Origin of the sequence: Leucobacter shiyiweii, assembly GCF_052446065.1 — a bacterium.
Lineage (GTDB): Bacteria > Actinomycetota > Actinomycetes > Actinomycetales > Microbacteriaceae > Leucobacter.
Genome location: NZ_CM127080.1, coordinates 440,342 through 461,000 on the forward strand (window position 1 = coordinate 440,342; position 20,659 = coordinate 461,000).

Annotated in this window: 16 protein-coding genes; 13 read left to right on the plus strand and 3 right to left on the minus strand. The window is 62.5% G+C overall.

Going from position 1 to position 20,659, the window contains the following annotated elements; all coding sequences use genetic code 11:
• Positions 1–4 precede the first annotated feature (4 nt).
• From recQ to ACTNFJ_RS02120, 4 genes are all read left to right on the plus strand, one after another.
• On the plus strand, positions 5–1,837 hold the full coding sequence (recQ, locus tag ACTNFJ_RS02105; protein WP_435907310.1) for a DNA helicase RecQ: 1,833 nt from the start codon (positions 5–7) through the stop codon (positions 1,835–1,837).
• Between the two features lie 76 nt (positions 1,838–1,913).
• Positions 1,914–2,666, plus strand: a complete 753-nt coding sequence (gene trhA / locus ACTNFJ_RS02110; RefSeq protein ID WP_435907311.1) for a PAQR family membrane homeostasis protein TrhA — start codon at positions 1,914–1,916, stop codon at positions 2,664–2,666.
• Between the two features lie 23 nt (positions 2,667–2,689).
• On the plus strand, positions 2,690–3,475 hold the full coding sequence (locus tag ACTNFJ_RS02115) for an isoprenyl transferase (protein WP_435907312.1): 786 nt from the start codon (positions 2,690–2,692) through the stop codon (positions 3,473–3,475).
• Between the two features lie 67 nt (positions 3,476–3,542).
• A complete protein-coding gene (locus tag ACTNFJ_RS02120) occupies positions 3,543–4,118 on the plus strand; it encodes an NUDIX hydrolase family protein (protein WP_435907313.1) in 576 nt (191 codons plus the stop codon).
• On the opposite strand, the gene ACTNFJ_RS02125 is transcribed toward ACTNFJ_RS02120, so the two are convergent.
• From ACTNFJ_RS02125 to ACTNFJ_RS02135, 3 genes are read right to left on the minus strand one after another with little or no spacing between them, the layout of a single operon-like run.
• Positions 4,115–4,564, minus strand: coding sequence for a SprT-like domain-containing protein (locus ACTNFJ_RS02125; RefSeq protein ID WP_435907314.1), 450 nt, complete (start codon positions 4,562–4,564; stop codon positions 4,115–4,117). The two genes, ACTNFJ_RS02120 and ACTNFJ_RS02125, sit on opposite strands and share 4 nt — an antisense overlap.
• 39 nt (positions 4,565–4,603) lie before the next feature.
• A complete protein-coding gene (locus tag ACTNFJ_RS02130) occupies positions 4,604–5,452 on the minus strand; it encodes a spermidine synthase (protein WP_435907315.1) in 849 nt (282 codons plus the stop codon).
• Positions 5,449–5,718 (minus strand): glutaredoxin domain-containing protein, encoded by a 270-nt coding sequence (locus ACTNFJ_RS02135; RefSeq protein WP_435907316.1) that lies wholly within the window; start codon positions 5,716–5,718, stop codon positions 5,449–5,451. Before ACTNFJ_RS02135 ends, ACTNFJ_RS02130 begins: the two co-directional genes overlap by 4 nt.
• A 222-nt stretch (positions 5,719–5,940) precedes the next feature.
• Between ACTNFJ_RS02135 and rpoB the strand changes: the two genes are divergently transcribed.
• The 9 genes from rpoB to tuf all read left to right on the plus strand — a co-directional run bounded on the left by rpoB (position 5,941) and on the right by tuf (position 20,561).
• Positions 5,941–9,438 (plus strand): DNA-directed RNA polymerase subunit beta, encoded by a 3,498-nt coding sequence (rpoB, locus tag ACTNFJ_RS02140; protein ID WP_435907317.1) that lies wholly within the window; start codon positions 5,941–5,943, stop codon positions 9,436–9,438.
• Positions 9,439–9,514: 76 nt separating this feature from the next.
• Positions 9,515–13,408, plus strand: coding sequence for a DNA-directed RNA polymerase subunit beta' (gene rpoC, locus ACTNFJ_RS02145; protein ID WP_435907318.1), 3,894 nt, complete (start codon positions 9,515–9,517; stop codon positions 13,406–13,408).
• A gap of 183 nt (positions 13,409–13,591) precedes the next feature.
• Complete coding sequence (locus ACTNFJ_RS02150; RefSeq protein ID WP_435907319.1) at positions 13,592–14,695, plus strand: hypothetical protein; 1,104 nt, start codon at positions 13,592–13,594, stop codon at positions 14,693–14,695.
• Positions 14,692–15,222: a DUF6121 family protein gene (locus tag ACTNFJ_RS02155; RefSeq protein ID WP_435907320.1), complete on the plus strand. Its 531-nt coding sequence runs from the start codon at positions 14,692–14,694 to the stop codon at positions 15,220–15,222. The genes ACTNFJ_RS02150 and ACTNFJ_RS02155 overlap by 4 nt, the downstream gene beginning before the upstream one ends.
• A 4-nt stretch (positions 15,223–15,226) precedes the next feature.
• A complete protein-coding gene (locus ACTNFJ_RS02160; RefSeq protein WP_435907321.1) occupies positions 15,227–15,859 on the plus strand; it encodes a spermidine/putrescine ABC transporter substrate-binding protein in 633 nt (210 codons plus the stop codon).
• Between the two features lie 266 nt (positions 15,860–16,125).
• The gene (rpsL, locus tag ACTNFJ_RS02165; protein ID WP_282726384.1) at positions 16,126–16,497 is read left to right on the plus strand and encodes a 30S ribosomal protein S12; all 372 of its coding nucleotides are present in this window, start codon (positions 16,126–16,128) and stop codon (positions 16,495–16,497) included.
• Positions 16,497–16,967 (plus strand): 30S ribosomal protein S7, encoded by a 471-nt coding sequence (gene rpsG / locus ACTNFJ_RS02170; RefSeq protein ID WP_433647801.1) that lies wholly within the window; start codon positions 16,497–16,499, stop codon positions 16,965–16,967. Before rpsL ends, rpsG begins: the two co-directional genes overlap by 1 nt.
• A 123-nt stretch (positions 16,968–17,090) precedes the next feature.
• Positions 17,091–19,205: an elongation factor G gene (gene fusA / locus ACTNFJ_RS02175; RefSeq protein ID WP_435907322.1), complete on the plus strand. Its 2,115-nt coding sequence runs from the start codon at positions 17,091–17,093 to the stop codon at positions 19,203–19,205.
• A 162-nt stretch (positions 19,206–19,367) separates the two neighbouring features.
• A complete protein-coding gene (gene tuf, locus ACTNFJ_RS02180; protein ID WP_435907323.1) occupies positions 19,368–20,561 on the plus strand; it encodes an elongation factor Tu in 1,194 nt (397 codons plus the stop codon).
• The last annotated feature ends 98 nt before the right edge of the window (positions 20,562–20,659 follow it).

Below are 20,659 nucleotides of genomic sequence, written 5' to 3' on the forward strand. Positions count from 1 at the left end.
CGAGATGATCGCGGCGCCCGACGCGGCAGATCCGACTCGTGTTCTTGCCGAGGTGTTCGGCTTTGACGCCTTCCGTGGTGAACAGGAAGCGATCATTCGCCAGGTGAACGCAGGCGGCGATGCGGTGGTGCTGATGCCCACCGGTGGCGGCAAGTCCATTTGCTTCCAGGTACCCTCCCTGTGCCGTGAGGGCACGGGCGTGGTGCTCTCGCCGCTCGTCGCGCTCATGCACGATCAGGTCGCCGCACTCAGGCTCGCGGGCGTGCGAGCGGCGGCCCTCAACTCGTCACTCAGCGGGGCGGATCGGCAGGCCATCGAGGCGGCGTACCTCGCGGGCGAGCTCGACCTGCTGTACCTGGCACCGGAACGGCTAGCCGCACCGGGAACCGTCGATTTTTTGCGTCAGGGGAAGATCGCGCTCTTCGCCATCGACGAGGCCCACTGTGTCTCGCAGTGGGGGCACGATTTCCGGCCCGACTACCTCCGCCTGGGCGCTCTCGCCGAGGTGTGGCCCGAGGTTCCGCGCATCGCGCTCACCGCCACAGCGACCCCCGAAACTCACCGAGAAATCACCGAGCGCCTGCACCTCGATCGCGCTCGTCACTTCGTATCGAGTTTCGACCGGCCAAACATCACCTATCGCATCGTGACAAAGGGAACGGTGCGCCAGCAGCTGGTGGATTTCGTGACGCGTGGGCACCCGGGTGAGGCTGGGATCGTATACGCATTGAGTCGGAAGCGAGTCGAACAGACCGCTGGCTGGTTGCGAGACGCGGGTGTCGACGCGGTCGCGTATCACGCGGGGCTGCCTGCCGAGCAGCGACTGAGTGCGCAGACGCGCTTCTTGCGTGAGGACGGCGTGGTAGTTGTCGCTACCATCGCGTTTGGGATGGGTATCGACAAGCCTGACGTGCGGTTCGTTGCGCACATCGATCTGCCGAAGTCGGTCGAGGGGTACTACCAGGAGACCGGTCGCGCCGGTCGAGACGGTGCCCCGGCAGAGGCATGGATGGCCTACGGCCTCGCCGACGTCGTCCAGCAACGGCAAATGATCGAGTCAAACGACGGCGACGCTGAGACGAAGCGCAATCAGGTGCGTCACCTGAACCACATGCTCGCGCTCTGCGAAACCACCGGCTGCCGCAGGCAGTACCTGCTGCGCTATTTCGGCGAAGAGCAGAGCGTGCCCTGCGGCAATTGTGATGTCTGCCTCGAGCCTCCAAAACTCTGGGACGCGACGATCCCCGCGCAGAAACTCTTGTCGACGGTCGTGCGAATCGGGCGTGAGCGCGGCAAGACCTTCGCCGCAGGACAGCACATCGATGTCTTGCGCGGGGTGCGCTCCGCGCGAGTGGATCAGCTTCGGCTCGATGAAATCTCGACCTGGGGCATCGGGCAAGACCTGTCGGCGACCCAGTGGCGCGGGGTGGTTCGGCACCTGATAGCCACAGGCGGCCTGGAATCGCGGGGGGAGTGGGGTGTGCTCGCACCTACCGAGCAATCCAAGGAGATTCTTCGCGGAGAGGCCCAGGTTATGATGCGCGAGGAAGTCGCGGTGAGGCGCGGTGGGGGAGGATCCACTGGGAGTAAGCGAGCCGCTGCGGCGGCTGATCTTGATGAGGCGCAGCTCGCGGTGTTCGAGCGGCTCAGGGAATGGCGACTCGTCGAAGCACGCGAGCAGGGAGTACCCAGCTACGTAGTGTTTGGCGACGCTACGCTGAGCGCGCTTGCTGTGCATCGGCCGCAAGATGAGGAAGCACTGCTGGGCATTACGGGCATCGGCCAAGCCAAGCTCGAGCGCTACGGTGAGGCCGTTCTCGCGCTTTTGGCCGATTGAACCAGATCTCGGCGGGCTCACTGAGGTTATTTACACATATGCACCTCGTTTTCTGTGGGTTTCGTACACTTGATCTATGACTGCGCACGATCCTCACTCGTTTCCTGAGCCGGACAGCCTTTCGCTTCCACTCCTTGAGGACGAAGTGGCCCACGAGAGCCACCATTCGGCCGGCTCGGGTGATGCCGATGCGAAGCCGACCTGGCGTGGGCTGATTCACGCTGCCACGTTTCCGATCGCCGTAATCGCTGGAATCGTGCTGATTGCCTTGGCTGTTGGACCGGTTGCAAAGTGGGCCACGGCGGTCTTCACGCTGACAAGTATGTTGCTGTTCGGTATCTCAGCGCTCTATCACCGCGTGAATTGGAGCCCGAAGGTCAGGCAGATTTTTCGTCGTCTGGATCACGCCAACATCTTCCTCCTTATCGCCGGCACCTACACGCCCATCGCGTTGCTTGCGTTGCCGCAAGATCAGGGAATCCTGTTGCTCGCACTTGTCTGGGGTGGTGCGTTGCTCGGTATCGGATTCCGGGTGTTCTGGATCGGCGCCCCGCGCTGGCTGTACGTGCCGTTGTACCTCGTACTCGGCTGGGCAGCGGTCATGTACATGGGCGACATCTACAGCGCCAGCCCTGCCGCGATGATTCTCGTCATTGTCGGAGGATTGCTTTACACGCTGGGTTCGATCGTTTACGGGCTGAAGCGTCCTAACCCCGTTCCCGGGGTGTTCGGGTTCCACGAGATTTTCCATGCGCTCACCGTCCTCGCCTTTCTGTGTCATTGGGCCGCGGCGCTGCTCGTCGCGCTCGACCCCGTGTACCTGCGTTAAGGCCCAGCCGATACACTCACAGGGTGAATCCCGAGCGAACCTCGCCGCGCCCTGGGCTGCTGTACCGGTTGTATCAGCGGCGCCTGCGACGTGAGATCGACACCACACGTGTGCCGCACCATATCGCGGTGATCGTCGACGGAAATCGGCGCTGGGCAAAGCAGCGCTTGCAGGAGCGCGCGGCGGTCGGGCACCGTGCCGGTGCCCGGAAGATTCCCGAATTTCTCGGATGGTGCGAGGAGAGCGGTATCGAGGTGGTCACCCTCTACCTCCTTTCTGCAGACAATTTGGCAGGGAGAGCGAGCCAAGAACTCACCGATCTGTTCGACATCATTGCCGACCTTGCCACCGATCTCGCCGCGATAGACGCCTGGCGCGTGAAACACGTGGGCTCGACCGAAGGGCTATCTCCCGAGCTGGCACTTGCCCTTGAGCGCGCCGAGCGCGACACGATGGATCGCGACGGGTTACACATCAACCTCGCCGTGGGCTACGGAGGCCGCAGCGAGATCACCGCTGCGATGTGCAGCGTAATCGCAGAGCACCAAGCCGCGGGTGGCACGATCGATACGCTCGCGGAGCGGCTCACGCCGGAGATGATCGGCGAACATCTGTGGACCCGAGGCCAGGCGGATCCAGACCTGGTGATCCGCACCTCGGGTGAGCAACGACTGAGCGACTTCATGATCTGGCAGTCGGCGCACAGCGAGTTTTACTTTGTCGAAGCGCTGTACCCCGATCTGCGCGAGGTCGATCTGCTGCGCGCCCTGCGCGACTATTCTCGCCGGCAACGGCGCCTCGGACGTTAACACGCGAGAGTGGAAAGGTGCGGGCGCGCCGATAGCACCCGCGCGGGTCATCGTGCAGAATGAACCCATGGCGATTGACACGGCCGAGCGGCCAGAACCCGGTGACCCTGACGACCGGCCCGCGCCGAACATGAACCCAGGTTGGTTGAGCGAAGACGAACTCGCGTTCGTGCGCGGTCGCATGCCGATTGTCTACGTCGAGGCGGTGCCGGTCCGTGTTGATGGTCAAGGGCAGGTCACCGAGGTTGGGCTGCTGCTGCGCAGCACTGCAGACGGGGTGATGAACCGAGCATTCATCGCCGGTCGCGTGCGCTATGGCGAGTCGATCCGCGACGCCCTTTTCCGGCACCTCGAAAACGATCTGGGGCCGATGGCGTTCCCGCTGATCCCCGCGTCGCCCGTTCCCGCACAGGTCGCCGAGTACTTCCCGCTGCCCGGTATCTCACCGTTCGTTGACGAGCGTCAGCACGCGGTGTCGCTGGTGTTCGTGGTGCCGGTTACGGGTAGCTGCAATCCCCGGCAAGACGCGCTCGAGGTGACGTGGATGTCGCCTGAGCAGGCGCTCGCCGAAGGCAACCTCGCCGATCTGCCCGGCGGCCGCGGCAAGCTGCTCCGACAGGCTTTAGCATCGGTCGGGTGCTAGCGGCGCGACCAAGAAATCAGGTGCGCTGGGGAGAAGCCGCGAGAGCAGAGCGCACAGCTCGCTTCGCGTGTCGGCCGGCGAAAGCGCACGTGCTCGTGCCCGCCCGGGCATTGACCGACCCACGGGGCTAACTCTCGAGCGACCTCCCCGTCGTGGGTGCGCCCACCCACGTAGCCGATCTGCTCGGCGATGCGTTTCCAAGCGGGGCCGTGGGCAGCGTCGGGCCCCGCTATCGCGTGTGCCACCTCGTGCAGCAGGATCTGGTGGATCTCGTCATCATCGAATCTCGTGGCGAGATGGCGAGAGACGGTGATGCGGCGGTCAGTGAAGTTGCACAACCCGGCCCGGCGTTTGGCGTGGTCGAAGCCGAAGCTCCACTCATCCGGATTCAGATGCATACGGATCAGAGCCTCAGCCCACACGCGTACGCGATTGAGGTCAGCCACGAGCCTGCTCAACGCCGATGATCGTGATGCCTGTGCGCATCATCGTTCGAAGAGTTCGCGTGCCGGTCGAGGAGAGTCGGTCGCGCGCTCGTCGGTGACGGGCCTCACGCCCCCCACGAATGTCTCGAGTTCGCGGCCGACCAGCATCCGGGCGGGATGGGGGCCGCTGGCGAGGAGCCGGGGAAGCCAGTCGAGCTCGTCGGTGTGCTCGGCAGCGAGGAGCACGATGTTGCCGAATCGTCGGCCTTTCAGTACCTGAGGTTCGGCGATCGCGGCCACCGAGGGGAACAGGCTAGCAAGTGTGGCAACTTGACCACGTGTGAAGTGTTGCCCGGTTCCGTCGGTGACGTTGACCACGAGCATCCCGTCTGGTGCGAGAAGAGGTCTCACGAGCTCGTAGAACTCGACGCTGGAGACGTGGGCGGGGGTGCGGTCCCCAGCGAAGATATCGACCACGACCAGGTCCATAGCTCCGCGCATGCCTTCGGGAAGCCTAGACAGCACGTCGCGTGCATCACCGCGCCGCACTCTGATGCTCGCCTTCTTCGGGAGCGGAGCGGCCTCGCGCACCAGGTCGACCAGGGCACCCTCTAGCTCGACAACTTGTTGCCTGCTCCCCGGACGGGTGGCCTCGACATATCGGGGCAAGGTACAGGCGCCGCCGCCCAAATGGAGGGCAGAAATGGGCTGTCCGGGCGCACGGAACAAGTCGATCACGTGACCGATGCGACGGATGTATTCGAAGAACAGCTCAGACGGGTCACGCAAGTTCACGTGCGACTGCGGTGTGCCATCGATCAGGAGCTGAACTGCGCCCGGCACCCAGCGATCCTCCTCAAATAAGGCGACCAGGCCAGAGGACAAGGTGATCGGCTCGGGTAGCTTCACCCGAGACCTAATTCGGCGAGCTTCGCACGCATGTCAGCGTCGCTGGGCTCGACCTGATGGCTGCCGTCGGGGTAGGTGATGACCGGGATATTTGCGCGCCCACTGATGTCCCGTGCGACCTCGGCAGCCGCTGGTTCCTGTTCCAGATCGATGAATTGGTAGGAAACTCCCAGTTCGCCGAAGAGGCGTTTCGCGCGTCGACAGTCACCGCACCAATCGGCACCAAACATGCGAATCTCAGGGCTTGAGGTGCTCTGCTCAGTCATGCCTATACCTTACCGGAGGGGCTGTACGCCAGACCTGATCCACATCGTCACTTGCTGATCGGTAACAAATCGATTACTGTAGACAGTTGCGCTTCGAACACCTATCTGCCTTCATATTGCGGTCGGCCGTCATGCTCGTTTACCGAGCCTTTCACTTGTGGCTCGAAGCCTTTCTGCAAGACCAGGTCAACCGGCCCGACGGGGCCCACGGAGGTAGTTTCCTTGGCTGCTGCGCGCAACGCAACTTCCACTCATTCGCCGAAGAACGGTCGCGATCACTCGCGCCTGAGCTTCGCTAAGATTTCCGACACGCTGGAGGTGCCAAATCTTTTGGCATTGCAGCTCGAGAGCTTTGACTGGCTCGTCGGCAATGACGTGTGGAAGTCACGCGTCATTGAGGCACAAGCTCAGGGGCGCGATGACATCGCGTTGAAGAGTGGCCTCGAAGAGATCTTCGACGAGATCTCGCCGATCGAAGACAACGCTGGCACGATGCAGCTCTCATTCGAGAACCCGATTCTCGACGAGCAGAAGTTCTCCATCGACGAGTGCAAGGAGCGTGGCAAGACCTATTCTGCCCCGCTCTACGTCGAAGCGGCCTTCTACAACACCGAGACTCAGGTGCTGAAGAGTCAGACCGTCTACATGGGTGATTTCCCCATCATGACCGACAAAGGCACCTTCATCATCAACGGCACCGAGCGCGTCATCGTGTCGCAGCTCGTTCGTAGCCCGGGTGTCTACTTCGACCGTAGCCAGGAGAAGACCAGCGATAAGGATGTCTTCTCTGCTCGTGTGATCCCGAGCCGCGGTGCGTGGCTCGAGTTCGAGATCGACAAGCGCGATCAGGTGGGCGTGCGTATCGACCGCAAGCGTAAGCAGTCGGTCACCGTGTTCCTGAAGGCACTTGGCATGACCAGCGAGGAAATCCTCGAGGAGTTCGCCGGATACGAGTCGATCGCACTGACACTCGAGAAAGACGGCATCACCACTCAGGAAGATGCGCTCAAGGACATCTACCGCAAGCAGCGTCCGGGCGAGCAGGTTGCAATCGAAGCGGCGCGGGCCTTGCTCGACAACAGCTACTTCAACTCGAAGCGCTATGACCTCGCAAAGGTCGGCCGCTACAAGATCAACCGCAAGCTGGGTATCGACGCTCCCATCACCGATTCGGTGCTGTCGCTCGAAGACATCGTTGCCACGATCAAGTACCTCGTGGGTCTCCACGCAGGCACCGAGACCCTGCCAGCTGTTCGCGATGGCAAGGCAATCGATCTGCGTCTCGATACCGATGACATTGATCACTTCGGCAACCGTCGCATTCGCGCCGTGGGCGAGCTCATCCAGAATCAGGTGCGCACTGGCCTGAGCCGGATGGAGCGCGTGGTGCGTGAGCGCATGACCACGCAGGACATCGAGGCGATCACTCCGAACACCCTGATCAACACGCGCCCCGTGCTGGCTGCGATCAAGGAGTTCTTCGGTACCTCGCAGCTGTCGCAGTTCATGGATCAGAACAACCCGCTCGCGGGCCTGACCAACAAGCGCCGCCTGTCAGCGCTGGGCCCCGGCGGCCTGTCGCGCGACCGTGCTGGCGTCGAGGTGCGCGACGTGCACCCCTCGCACTACGGCCGCATGTGCCCGATCGAGACCCCTGAAGGGCCGAACATTGGTCTGATCGGCGCCCTCGCGACCTTCGCGCGTATTAACGCGTTCGGTTTCATCGAGACGCCGTACCGCCGCGTGATCGACGGCAAAGTCACCGACCAGGTGGACTACCTCACCGCTCACGAGGAGGACGAGTTCCTCATCGCTCAGGCCGGCGCCCCGCTGACCAGCGATGGCCACTTTGCTGACAAGCAGGTGCTTGCTCGCCCCCGTGGTTCCGAGGTCGAGATGGTCGATTCAGGCCGTGTCGACTACATGGATGTCTCCCCGCGTCAGATGGTGTCAGTCGCCACCTCCCTGATCCCGTTCCTCGAGCACGACGATGCGAACCGCGCACTCATGGGTGCGAACATGCAGCGTCAGGCGGTGCCCCTGATTCGCAGCGAATCGCCACTCGTGGGTACCGGTATGGAGGGCTACGCCGCAATCGACGCCGGCGATGTCATCACGTCAGAGGCGGCCGGTGTCATCACCGACGTGTCGGCTGATTTCGTCACCGTGCAGCACGACGAGGGTGGCACGAAGACCTACTTCCTGCGGAAGTTCGATCGCTCCAACCAGGGCACGAACTACAATCACCGCGTCATCGTCAAGTCAGGCGAGCGGATCGAAGCCGGCGAGGTCATCGCCGACGGCCCCGCCACCGAGAATGGCGAGCTCGCTCTCGGCAAGAACCTGCTCGTCGCGTTCATGTCGTGGGAGGGTCACAACTTCGAGGACGCCATCATCCTGAGCCAGAACCTGGTGAAGGACGATACACTCTCGTCGATCCACGTCGAAGAGTATGACGTCGATGCCCGCGATACCAAGCTCGGCAAGGAAGAGATCACCCGTGATCTGCCCAACGCCAGCATGGAAGCGCTGAAGGATCTTGACGAGCGCGGCATCATCCGTATCGGTGCCGAGGTTCGTCCCGGCGACATCCTCGTCGGCAAGGTCACCCCGAAGGGCGAGACCGAGCTTTCCGCCGAGGAACGCCTGCTGCGAGCGATCTTCAACGAGAAGAGCCGCGAGGTGCGCGACACTTCCCTGAAGGTGCCGCACGGTGTTGCTGGCACTGTCACCGCCGTCAAGGTGTTCGACGCCGAGAACGACAACGATGACGACCTGGGCTCTGGCGTGAACCAGCGCGTGGTCGTGTACATTGCGCAGAAGCGCAAGATCACCGAGGGCGACAAGCTCGCGGGTCGCCACGGTAACAAGGGCGTCATCTCGAAGATCCTGCCGGTGGAAGACATGCCCTTCCTCGAAGATGGCACCCCGGTCGACGTGATCCTCAACCCGCTGGGTGTGCCCGGTCGAATGAACTTCGGTCAGGTCCTCGAAATCCACCTCGGCTGGATCGCTAAGCAGGGCTGGAAGGTTGACGGTCTGCCCGAGTGGGCTGCGCGTCTCCCCAAGGAAGCCTTCGAAGCTGCGCCCGGTACCAAGGTTGCGACCCCCGTGTTCGACGGCGCGACCGAGGAAGAGATTGCCGGTCTGCTTGACGCAACTCTGCCAACCCGCGATGGAGAACGACTCATCGGTGCGAGCGGTAAGACTCGCCTGTTCGACGGTCGCTCTGGAGAGCCGTATCCGTACCCGATCTCGGTCGGCTACATGTACATCCTGAAGCTCCACCACTTGGTTGACGACAAGATCCACGCTCGCTCGACTGGCCCGTACTCGATGATCACGCAGCAGCCGCTGGGTGGTAAGGCGCAGTTCGGTGGCCAGCGCTTCGGTGAGATGGAAGTGTGGGCGCTCGAGGCCTACGGCGCCGCATACGCGCTGCAGGAATTGCTGACCGTGAAGTCTGATGACATTCTCGGCCGCGTCAAGGTGTACGAAGCGATCGTCCGCGGCGAAAACATCCCCGAGCCGGGTGTTCCTGAGTCGTTCCGCGTGCTCATGAAAGAGATGCAGTCGCTCTGCTTGAACGTCGAGGTACTCGGCGCCAGTGGAGAGGTCGTGAACCTTCGCGACAACGACGATGAGGCTCACCGTACGGCGGAGGAGCTCGGTATTAACCTCTCGACCCGCTTCGAGACCTCGTCAATCGACGAGATCTGAGTTGATAGCCGCATCATCCGAGGAAGATGCGCGCGTCGGAACACACCACACAGATTTACATCCCCAAGGAGACACATTGCTCGAGGGTACGAGTTTTAACGAGCTTCAGATCCGCCTGGCGACTGCTGACGATATTCGCAGCTGGTCATTCGGCGAGGTCAAGAAGCCCGAGACCATCAATTACCGCACGCTGAAGCCCGAAAAGGATGGTCTGTTCGGCGAACAGATCTTCGGGCCCAGCCGCGACTGGGAGTGCGCCTGCGGAAAGTACAAGCGCGTTCGCTACAAGGGCATCGTCTGTGAGCGGTGTGGCGTAGAGGTCACGAAGTCCAGCGTGCGTCGCGAGCGGATGGGCCACATCGAGCTCGCCGCTCCCGTCACCCACATCTGGTACTTCAAGGGTGTTCCCAGCCGTCTCGGTTACCTGCTCGATATGGCGCCGAAGGACCTTGAAAAGGTCATTTACTTCGCTGCCTACATGGTTATTGACGTTGACGAGGAGGGTCGTCACGACGACCTGCCCGAGCTTGAGAATGAGCTTCGCCTCGAGCTGGAATCGCTCGAGAAGCAGCGCGATCTCGCGATCGCCCAGCGTCAGCAGCAGGCAGAATCCGATCTCGCCGCACTCGAGGCTGAGGGTGCGAAAGCAGATCAGCGTCGCCGCGCCGAGGCTTCGGCCGAGAAGGAGATGGCATCGATCCGCAAGGGATTCGATGACGACATTGCCAGCCTGAAGCGCGTGTGGGAAGATTTCCGCACCCTGAAGGTGGGGGATCTCAAGCCAGAGGACGCCACGTTCGCTGACCTGATGGATCGATACGGCGATTACTTCGAGGCCTACATGGGCGCGGAGGCCATCAAGAAGCGCCTCGAGGCGTTCGACCTGCAAGAGGAGAGCGACACGCTGCACCTCCAGATCTCCGAAGGCAAGGGTCAGAAGAAGATCCGCGCCATCAAGCGCCTGAAGGTCGTGAACTCGTTCCTGCAGACCGGCGCGAGCCCGGCTGCGATGGTCCTCGATGTGGTTCCCGTCATCCCGCCAGAGCTGCGCCCGATGGTGCAGCTCGACGGTGGCCGCTTCGCGACCTCAGATCTCAACGACCTCTACCGTCGCGTCATCAACCGCAACAACCGTCTGCGTCGTTTGCTCGATCTGGGTGCGCCCGAGATCATCGTGAACAACGAAAAGCGCATGCTGCAGGAAGCTGTAGACGCGCTGTTCGACAACGGCCGCCGTGGTCGTCCCGTGACGGGTACCGGAAACCGTGCCCTGAAGTCGCTGTCAGACATGCTCAAGGGCAAGCAGGGTCGATTCCGTCAGAACCTGCTGGGCAAGCGCGTCGACTACTCGGGACGTTCGGTCATCGTGGTCGGGCCGCAGCTCAAGCTGCACCAGTGTGGTTTGCCGAAGCAGATGGCACTCGAGCTGTTCAAGCCGTTCGTCATTAAGCGGCTCATCGACCTGTCGCACGCGCAGAACATCAAGGCCGCAAAGCGTATGGTCGAGCGTTCACGCAGCGAGGTGTGGGATGTGCTCGAGGAGATCATCCGCGAACGCCCTGTGTTGCTGAACCGTGCGCCGACCCTGCACCGCCTCGGCATCCAGGCATTCGAGCCGCAGCTCGTAGAGGGCAAGGCAATTCAGCTGCACCCCCTCGTCTGCACCGCCTTCAACGCCGACTTTGATGGCGACCAGATGGCCGTCCACCTTCCGTTGTCTGTGGAAGCGCAGGCCGAGGCCCGCGTGCTGATGCTCGCATCGAACAACATCCTGAAGCCGTCTGACGGCCGCCCGGTCACCCTGCCTTCGCAGGACATGATCATCGGGCTGCACCACCTGACCACCGTGAAGACCGGTGAACCAGGTGAGGGACGCGCGTTCGGGTCGATTGCTGAAGCGATTCTGGCGAAGGACGAGGGAACCCTCGACCTGGGCTCAAAGGTGAAGATCCGTCTCAACGGCTACACCAACGCAGAGGGTGTCACGTCGGAGCGCCCAATGATCGTGGAGACCACGCTGGGTCGCGCGATCTTCAACGAGACGCTCCCCGTGGGCTACCCCTACTTTGAGCGCGTCGCAGACAAGGGCACCCTGTCAAGCCTGGTCAATGACCTCGCTGAGCGGTACCCGAAGGTTGAGGTCGCAGCAACGCTCGACCGCATCAAGGACGCCGGGTTCTACTGGGCTACCCGTTCGGGTATCACAGTGGCCTTGTCTGACATCGTGACGCCGACGAATAAGGTCGAGATCCTCGCTCGTCACGAAACGGCCGCGGCTGCCGTGCAGAAGAAGTTCGACAAGGGCATGATCACTGATGCCGAGCGTCACACCGAGCTCGTCGAGATCTGGACCGAGGCGACCGACGAGGTCGCTGCCGCCATGCGTGAGGCATTCACCGAAGACAACACCATCTACCGGATGGTGTCGTCGGGCGCACGTGGTAACTGGCTGCAGATCCGTAACATCGCGGGCATGCGAGGCCTGGTGAGCGATCCGAAGGGTGAGATCATCCCTCGCCCGATCATCAACTCGTATCGCGAGGGCCTGTCGGTGGCGGAGTACTTCATCGCCACCCACGGCGCGCGTAAGGGCCTTGCCGATACCGCGCTGCGTACCGCCGACTCGGGTTACCTGACCCGTCGACTCGTTGACGTGTCGCAGGATGTCATCATCCGTGAGGAAGACTGCGGAACGACCCGAGGCCTCGAGTTGCCAATCGCCACCGCGGATGCCGACGGCACTCTCGTGCGCGACGACAACGTCGAGAACTCGGTTTACGCCCGCACGCTCGCGAGCGAAGCCGTCGACGCGCAGGGCACTGTCCTCGCAGAGGGTGGCGCCGACGTGGGCGACGTGCTGATCGACATGCTCGTCGCTGCTGGCGTCACCGAGATCAAGGTGCGCTCCGTCCTCACCTGCCAGTCAGCAGTGGGCGTTTGCGCCACCTGCTACGGTCGCTCGCTTGCTACCGGTCAGCGCGTTGACATCGGTGAGGCCGTGGGCATCATCGCCGCACAGTCCATCGGTGAGCCCGGTACGCAGCTCACCATGCGTACCTTCCACACTGGTGGGTCTGCGTCGGCTGACGACATCACGCAGGGTCTTCCTCGCGTGCAGGAGCTTTTCGAAGCTCGCACCCCCAAGGGTGCGTCGCCCATCGCCGAGGCCGCTGGTCGCGTCACGATCGAAGACACCGAAAAGGGTCGTCGCATTCTCCTTACGCCCGATGACGGCACCGAAGAGAAGGCATACCCGGTGCTGAAGCGCGCCACGCTGCTGATCGAAGATGGCGACAGCGTCGTGCTGGGTCAGCCCTTCATCGCCGGCACGCTCGACCCGAAGGACATCCTCCAGGTCGGCACCACCGAGAATGGCAAGCACATTCCGGGTGAGCGCGCCGTGCAGCGATACCTCGTCGAGGGTGTTCAGAACGTGTACCGCTCCCAGGGCGTGCCGATCCACGATAAGCACATCGAGGTCATTGTGCGTCAGATGCTTCGCAAGGTGACCGTGGTGGATCACGGTGAAACCGACCTCTTGCCAGGTGAGCTGGTGGATCGCGCGAAGTACCAGCGCCTCAACCGCGAGGCGCTGCTCGAGGGCAAGCGCACCGCGACCGCACGCTCCGAGGTCATGGGTATCACCAAGGCGTCGCTGGCAACCGAGTCGTGGCTGTCGGCGGCCTCCTTCCAGGAGACCACTCGGGTGCTCACACAGGCCGCGATGGAAGGGTCGAAAGATCCGCTCATCGGCCTGAAGGAGAACGTCATCATCGGTAAGCTCATCCCGGCCGGCACGGGCCTGGCGACCTACCGTGATGTTGACGTGAACGCGACCGAGGAAGCGAAGGCCGAGCGCTACCCGAGTCGACTGTTCGCGACCGAGTCGAACTTCGACGAGAACGACTTGTCGTTCGTCGATTTCGACAGCTTCACCGCTGACGAATTCAACCCGGGCAACTACAGCTAGTTTGCAGTTGTGTGTCACACGGCGCTCGTCCTTCGGGGCGGGCGCCGTGTGCTTTTTTCTGGGATCGGCAACACTCGCACGTACTGCGCAAGAACTTCGTCGCCCGCTTGTACTCTTGCGGCAAACCGGTATGTGTTCGCGGATAGAGGCGAGGCGTGCCGGACCGCGACGAGAGGTGAGGCCATGAGCGAAGAGCGCGACGCGCAGACGGCGGGGGCGCCCGTCGAAGAGAACGAACCGTCGGGCACCGAGGTGCGGGCCGCTGTCGAGCGCGCCACGGAGAGCGGCCCTGCCGGCACGGTCGACACTCGCGCTGCTGAGGCGTCTGAGGCGTCTGAGGCGCCTGAGGTGCGTCCGAGCGAGCCGACGGTGTCTGACGACACGATCGAGCGTCCAGTGATCGCCCCGGTGGTGGATCAGCCGAGCGCTGGGCCCGGCCCAAGTGCGAGCGAGATTTTCGCAGCTCAACCTCAGTACGGCGGATCTTCGCGCCAGACGCACGAGTCACAGGCCGCGTCAGCTGCTTCCGGCGCTTCCGGCGCTCCCACCACTCAGGGCTCAGACCTTGCGCAGCGTCTAGAGGCCGACTCGGTTGCTCCAGTGGTGGCCGCTGGGGGTGGCGCAGCCAGTGGTGCAGCCGCTGGTGCGGCGTCGGCTCCCACTGCTGCGGACCTCGGTCCGGCGCGTGATGGCGAGATCCGCATCAGCTCGGATCACCCCATGGCGGCACTCTATATGCAGACACCGATGCCGCCCGAAATCAAGGGTAACCGCGGTGCGGGCATCCTGATCGCACTCCTCGCTTCGGTGGGCTTCGCGCTGGTGTTTGCGGGGGTCATCGCGCTGATTGCTGCCCCGTCGTACCCTCCCTCGACGTTCCTTGCCGAGGGACTGCTGCCAGCCTTGCTCACCTGGAGCTACCTGGGGTCCGTTCTGGCCTTCTTCGTGGGCCTTGCGTTCCTCGTTCTCATCTCGGGCCGCGCCGGCTGGTGGGCGTATGTCATCGGCGGCTTCTTTGTGGGTCTTATTGTCTTCGTTGCCGCATTCTTTGGCATGGTCATCGATACCGGAGAAGAGTTCCGCAGCTCGGTCAGCGATCTCCTTGCGGCGCGGCTGCGCATGAGCGCGCTCATCGTTGCGATCATTGCCGCCGTTATCGCGCGCGAAGTCACGGTCTGGTTCGGTGCGTGGATCGGCTCACGCGGGCGCAAGGTTGCTCGCAAGAACGCGGCTGCGGTCGCCGAGTACGAAATTGCGCTCGCAGAAGTGCAGGCGAAAAAGCTGTGACAGAAGCCTCCCGACGCGGCGTCACCCGGGGCTACGTCGGGGGCTTGGTCTTCGCGACCGTCGCAGTTGTATTGGCGCTGATCGTCGCCGTCTGGGGGCTGTTAGCGCTGTTCTCCGACCGCGACCCAGTGCAGACAGCGGGGATTACGCCAGCGGCCGTTCCGCTCATTCTTGCGGCCGCACTGAGCGCCTTGGCGTGGGGACTGTGGTTGCAGGCGGTCCAACTGCTGCGCGGGCTGCGTACCCCACCGTGGGCTCATACCCTGGTCATGGCCGGAGGCGCATATCTCATCTGGTGCCTCGGCGGACTGCTCGCGGGCCTATCGATCGACGACACCTGGCTCAGCCCCTACGCAGCGACGCTCCCCATCATTTTTGCCCTCGGATCCCTCCTTTTCTGGGCGGTGCTCGCCCGCCGAGTCTTCACCGACAAGGCGCCACCGCAATGGCCGTGGGAGCGTCGGAGCGAGTCCGGCCCCGACTGGCAAACAGGTGATGACGACGCTGATGAGAGCCGGAGAGACTAGACCGTTGTCAGATGTCATTGTGGATCGCGTCGACGTCGCAGTCGACGCTTGGCTCCGCTGGCTTCCCAGCTGGAAGCCAGGCACGCACCGTGGTCGCGCGCGCATGTGCCACCGCTGCACCGGATCACCGGTACTGGCGGCCGCGGGCATCGCCGGCGACGTGCCGCATCAGGTGGCGCATGCATTAGCCAGTCGGATGCAGCGCATCGTGGATCGCGCCGTAGAGGAGTTCACCGAGCGGCAACTCCCTGCCCTCCACGCCGAACTCTCGGGCGACGAACTCTGGGATACCGGAGGCTTCAAACCCGGTGAGGGGCTCGAGCCCGAATACGAGGGGCTCGATCTCGATCCGGAACCCGAGGAGGGGCAGCCGTTTCTGTTTACACTCGCGGGCCTTGCAGAGGACGCGAAGCCCGAGCCGCCGCTTCCCAGGCCTCCGCTTACTCCGGAGGAGAAGCGCCGTTTGCGAGCGGAAATTGAGCTGGCGGATCAGTGTGCCCACGATGCGGGGCAGAGAGTGTGCTTTGCCTTGGCTGCACACCGCCCACGAGTGCAGGCCGCGGTGCAGCGATTTGTTGAGCCGCAGATCCAGGCTTTGCTCGAGGAGCTCTCTCAGCATCTCGAGCCTCCGCAGTGACCGGGATACCTGGGGAAAGCATTGTGGAATTCAGGCTGCGGCGCGTATAGTTGGTAGCTGGTGTATTCCACCGTTTTTTGCTGTGCGTGCACAGGAGAGGCCGGGGGAGTCGCCTTTTGGGTTAACTCGTCGGAAACGAACGATACCCCCACGGCATACCTGCACCGGCCGCGCAAGCGGCAGCAGGTTAGCGAGCACGTGAGTGCCCGCGCATGCTTGTTCATGTAAGCATTCCTGTCACCGTGCAGGAACAACGAGGAGAATCAGTGCCTACTATTCAGCAGCTGGTTCGCAAGGGCCGGTCGCCCAAGGTCACCAAGACCAAGGCGCCCGCACTTAAGGCGAACCCACAGCAGCGCGGTGTGTGTACCCGTGTGTACACCACCACCCCCAAGAAGCCGAACTCGGCGATGCGTAAGGTCGCTCGTGTAAAGCTTTCCAACGGAACCGAAGTTACGGCCTACATCCCCGGTGAGGGCCACAACCTGCAGGAGCACTCGATGGTGCTCGTGCGCGGCGGTCGTGTGAAAGATCTCCCCGGTGTTCGTTACAAGATCGTGCGCGGCGCACTCGACACGCAGGCGGTCAAGGACCGTCAGCAGGCTCGTAGCCGCTACGGCGCAAAGAAGGTGAAGTAATGCCTCGTAAAGGTCCTGCTCCGAAGCGTCCCGTAGTTGCCGATCCGGTATACGGCGCGCCCATCGTCAGCCAGCTGGTAAACAAGATTCTTCTCGACGGCAAGAAGGGCCTTGCTGAGCGCATCGTGTACGGTGCACTTGAGGTCGTCGCTGAGAAGAGCGGCCAGGATGCCGTGACCGTTCTCAAGAAGGCGCTCGACAACGTGCGCCCCACCCTTGAGGTACGTTCGCGTCGTGTTGGCGGCAGCACCTACCAGGTGCCCGTCGAGGTCAAGCCGCACCGTGCGAACACACTCGCACTGCGTTGGTTGACCAGCTACGCCAAGGCTCGTCGTGAGAACACCATGACCGAGCGTCTCACGAACGAGATTCTCGACGCATCCAACGGCCTCGGTGCCGCGGTGAAGCGTCGTGAAGACACCCACAAGATGGCCGAGTCGAACCGGGCATTCGCGCACTACCGCTGGTAACCCACCGGTAACCAGGCGGCTCAGGTGGTGGATCGCGCAGGCGATCCACCACCTGGCCAGCTGCCGCGACAAGCGGCCGCGATCCACAATCTTCACATTCACCCCCACGCGGAGGAGACACCTGTGGCACAAGACGTGCTCACCGACCTGAGTAAGGTCCGCAACATCGGCATCATGGCGCACATTGATGCTGGCAAGACCACCACCACCGAGCGCATCCTGTTCTACACGGGTGTTAACCACAAGCTGGGCGAGACCCACGATGGCGCCTCGACCACCGACTGGATGGAGCAGGAGAAGGAACGCGGCATCACGATCACCAGCGCCGCGGTGACCTGCTTCTGGAACAAGAACCAGATCAACATCATCGACACCCCTGGCCACGTTGACTTCACTGTTGAGGTGGAGCGCTCGCTCCGCGTGCTCGACGGTGCCGTTGCTGTGTTCGACGGCAAGGAGGGCGTTGAGCCCCAATCCGAGACCGTGTGGCGCCAGGCCGATAAGTATGGCGTTCCCCGTATCTGCTTCGTCAACAAGATGGACAAGATGGGAGCCGACTTCTACTTCACGGTCGATACCATTATCAACCGTCTCGGCGCGAAGCCGCTCGTGATGCAGCTGCCCATCGGCTCGGAGTCCGAGTTCACCGGCGTTGTCGACCTGCTCACCATGAAGGCATTTGTTTGGGAGGGCGACTCCAAGGGTGACGTCACCCTGGGTGCCGCATACGAGACCCAGGAGATCCCGGCAGACCTGCAGGCGAAGGCCGAGGAGTACCGGGCCAAGCTCGTTGAGACCGTCGCTGAGACCGACGACACCATGCTCGAGAAGTACTTCGGTGGAGAAGAGCTCTCGATCGACGAGCTGAAGGCGGGCATCCGCAAGATGGTCGTCAACAGCGAGATCTACCCGGTGTTCTGTGGTTCTGCATTCAAGAACCGTGGCATCCAGCCCATGCTCGACGCGGTGGTTGATTTCCTTCCGAACCCGCTCGATGTGGGCGCGATCGAGGCGCACGATCCCCGCAATGAGGAGATTGTGATCGAACGTCGCCCCTCGTCCGAGGAGCCGTTCTCTGCACTCGCGTTCAAGGTTGCCGTGCACCCGTTCTTCGGGCGGTTGACCTACGTTCGCGTCTACTCCGGGTACGCGGAGTCGGGTGCCCAGGTCGTCAACACGACCAAGGGCAAGAAGGAGCGCATTGGGAAGATCTTCCAGATGCACGCCAATAAGGAAATCCCGGTCGAGAGCGTCACTGCAGGTAACATCTACGCCGTGATTGGTTTGAAGGACACGACCACGGGTGACACCCTGTCGGATCCGAACAGCCAGGTGGTGCTCGAGTCGATGACCTTCCCAGAGCCCGTGATCGAGGTGGCCATCGAGCCGAAGACCAAGGGTGACCAGGAGAAGCTGTCGCTCGCGATCCAGAAGCTCGCTGAGGAGGATCCCACCTTCCGTGTGAGCCTGAACCCCGAGACCGGCCAGACCGTGATCGCGGGTATGGGCGAGCTTCACCTCGACATCCTCGTTGATCGTATGAAGCGCGAGTTCAAGGTTGAGGCCAACGTGGGCAAGCCCCAGGTGGCCTACCGCGAGACGATCCGCAAGACGGTCGAAAAGCATGACTACACCCACAAGAAGCAGACTGGTGGATCCGGCCAGTTCGCCAAGGTGCAGATTGCAATTGAGCCTCTCGCGGCTGATGCCGAGAAGATCTACGAGTTCGAGGACAAGGTCACCGGTGGTCGCATTCCTCGCGAGTACATTCCGTCGGTGAACGCGGGTATCCAGGACGCGATGCAGTATGGCATTCTCGCCGGATTCCCCGTTGTCGGTGTCAAGGCGAGCCTGCTCGACGGTCAGTACCACGACGTCGATTCCTCGGAAATGGCGTTCAAGATCGCCGGTTCGATGGCGTTCAAGGAGGCTGCTCGTAAGGCTGGCCCGGTTATCCTTGAGCCGATGATGGCCGTCGAGGTGCGTACGCCCGAGGAATACATGGGCGACGTGATCGGCGACCTGAACTCCCGTCGTGGGCAGATCCAGGCGATGGAGGATGCCAGCGGCGTGAAGGTGATTCGCGCACTCGTTCCTCTGTCAGAAATGTTCGGGTACATCGGTGACCTCCGGTCGAAGACCAGTGGTCGAGCAGTGTTCTCGATGACCTTCGACTCCTATGCTGAGGTGCCGAAGGCAGTGGCCGAAGAAATCGTTCAGAAGGCTCAGGGCGCGTAACAACGCCCCCGTGTTCGGGGGGAGGGGCTTCCAGCTCCGCTCCCCGAACAGCTCGGGTCGCGACATGCGGCGTGAGCAAGTAACATAGAAACACATCCCCGTGCTCGAACTCTCCGAAACCGTCGGAGGGAGAGGGTACTCTACGTCCTGAGGAGGACCACAGTGGCGAAGGCCAAGTTCGAGCGGAACAAGCCGCACGTAAACATCGGTACGATCGGTCACGTCGACCACGGTAAGACCACTCTTACTGCGGCGATCTCGAAGACCCTTGCCGACAAATACCCGTCAGCGACCAACGTGCAGCGCGACTTCGACACGATCGACTCGGCTCCGGAAGAGCGCCAGCGCGGCATCACCATCAACATCTCGCACGTTGAGTACGAGACCCCGAAGCGTCACTACGCTCACGTTGATGCGCCCGGCCACGCTGACTACATCAAGAACATGATCACTGGTGCTGCGCAGATGGACGGCGCGATCCTCGTGGTTGCCGCAACCGACGGCATGATGGCTCAGACCAAGGAGCACATCCTCCTCGCAAAGCAGGTTGGCGTTCCCTACCTCATGGTGGCGCTGAACAAGTGCGATCAGGTCGACGACGAGGAAATCCTCGAACTCGTCGAGATGGAGGTCCGCGAGGAGCTCTCCAAGCAGGGTTACCCGGGCGACGATGTCCCCGTGGTGCGCGTTTCGGGCTACCAGGCTCTGCAGGGCGAAGAGAAGTGGGTCAACCAGATCGTTGAGCTCATGGACGCCGTTGACGAGTCCATCCCGGATCCGATCCGCGACAAGGACAAGCCGTTCCTCATGCCTGTCGAGGATGTCTTCACCATCACCGGTCGTGGCACCGTTGTGACCGGTCGCGCCGAGCGTGGCACGCTGAAGATCAACTCTGAGGTCGAGATCGTGGGTCTGCGTCCGACGCAGAAGACCACCGTCACCGGCATCGAGATGTTCCACAAGCAGCTTGACGAGGCGTGGGCCGGCGAGAACTGTGGTCTGTTGCTTCGTGGCACCAAGCGCGAAGACGTTGAGCGTGGCCAGGTTGTTGTACAGCCCGGCTCGATCACCCCTCACACGAAGTTCGAGGGCACGGCCTACATCCTCAAGAAGGAAGAAGGCGGTCGTCACAACCCGTTCGAGACGAACTACCGTCCGCAGTTCTACTTCCGTACGACTGACGTCACCGGTGTGATCACCCTTCCTGAAGACAAGCCGATGGTTATGCCCGGCGACACCACCGACATGGTGGTTCAGCTGATCCAGCCCATCGCTATGGAAGAGGGCCTCGGCTTTGCTATCCGTGAGGGTGGCCGTACCGTCGGCGCCGGCACGGTGACCAAGGTTCTCGAGTAGTCACTCGCTGAGATTTGGAACGGCCCCCGAGGATTCTCGGGGGCCGTTCCTGCGTGTGGGGGCCAGTGTTCGTTCCGATGCTCGCCCAGTGGCACACG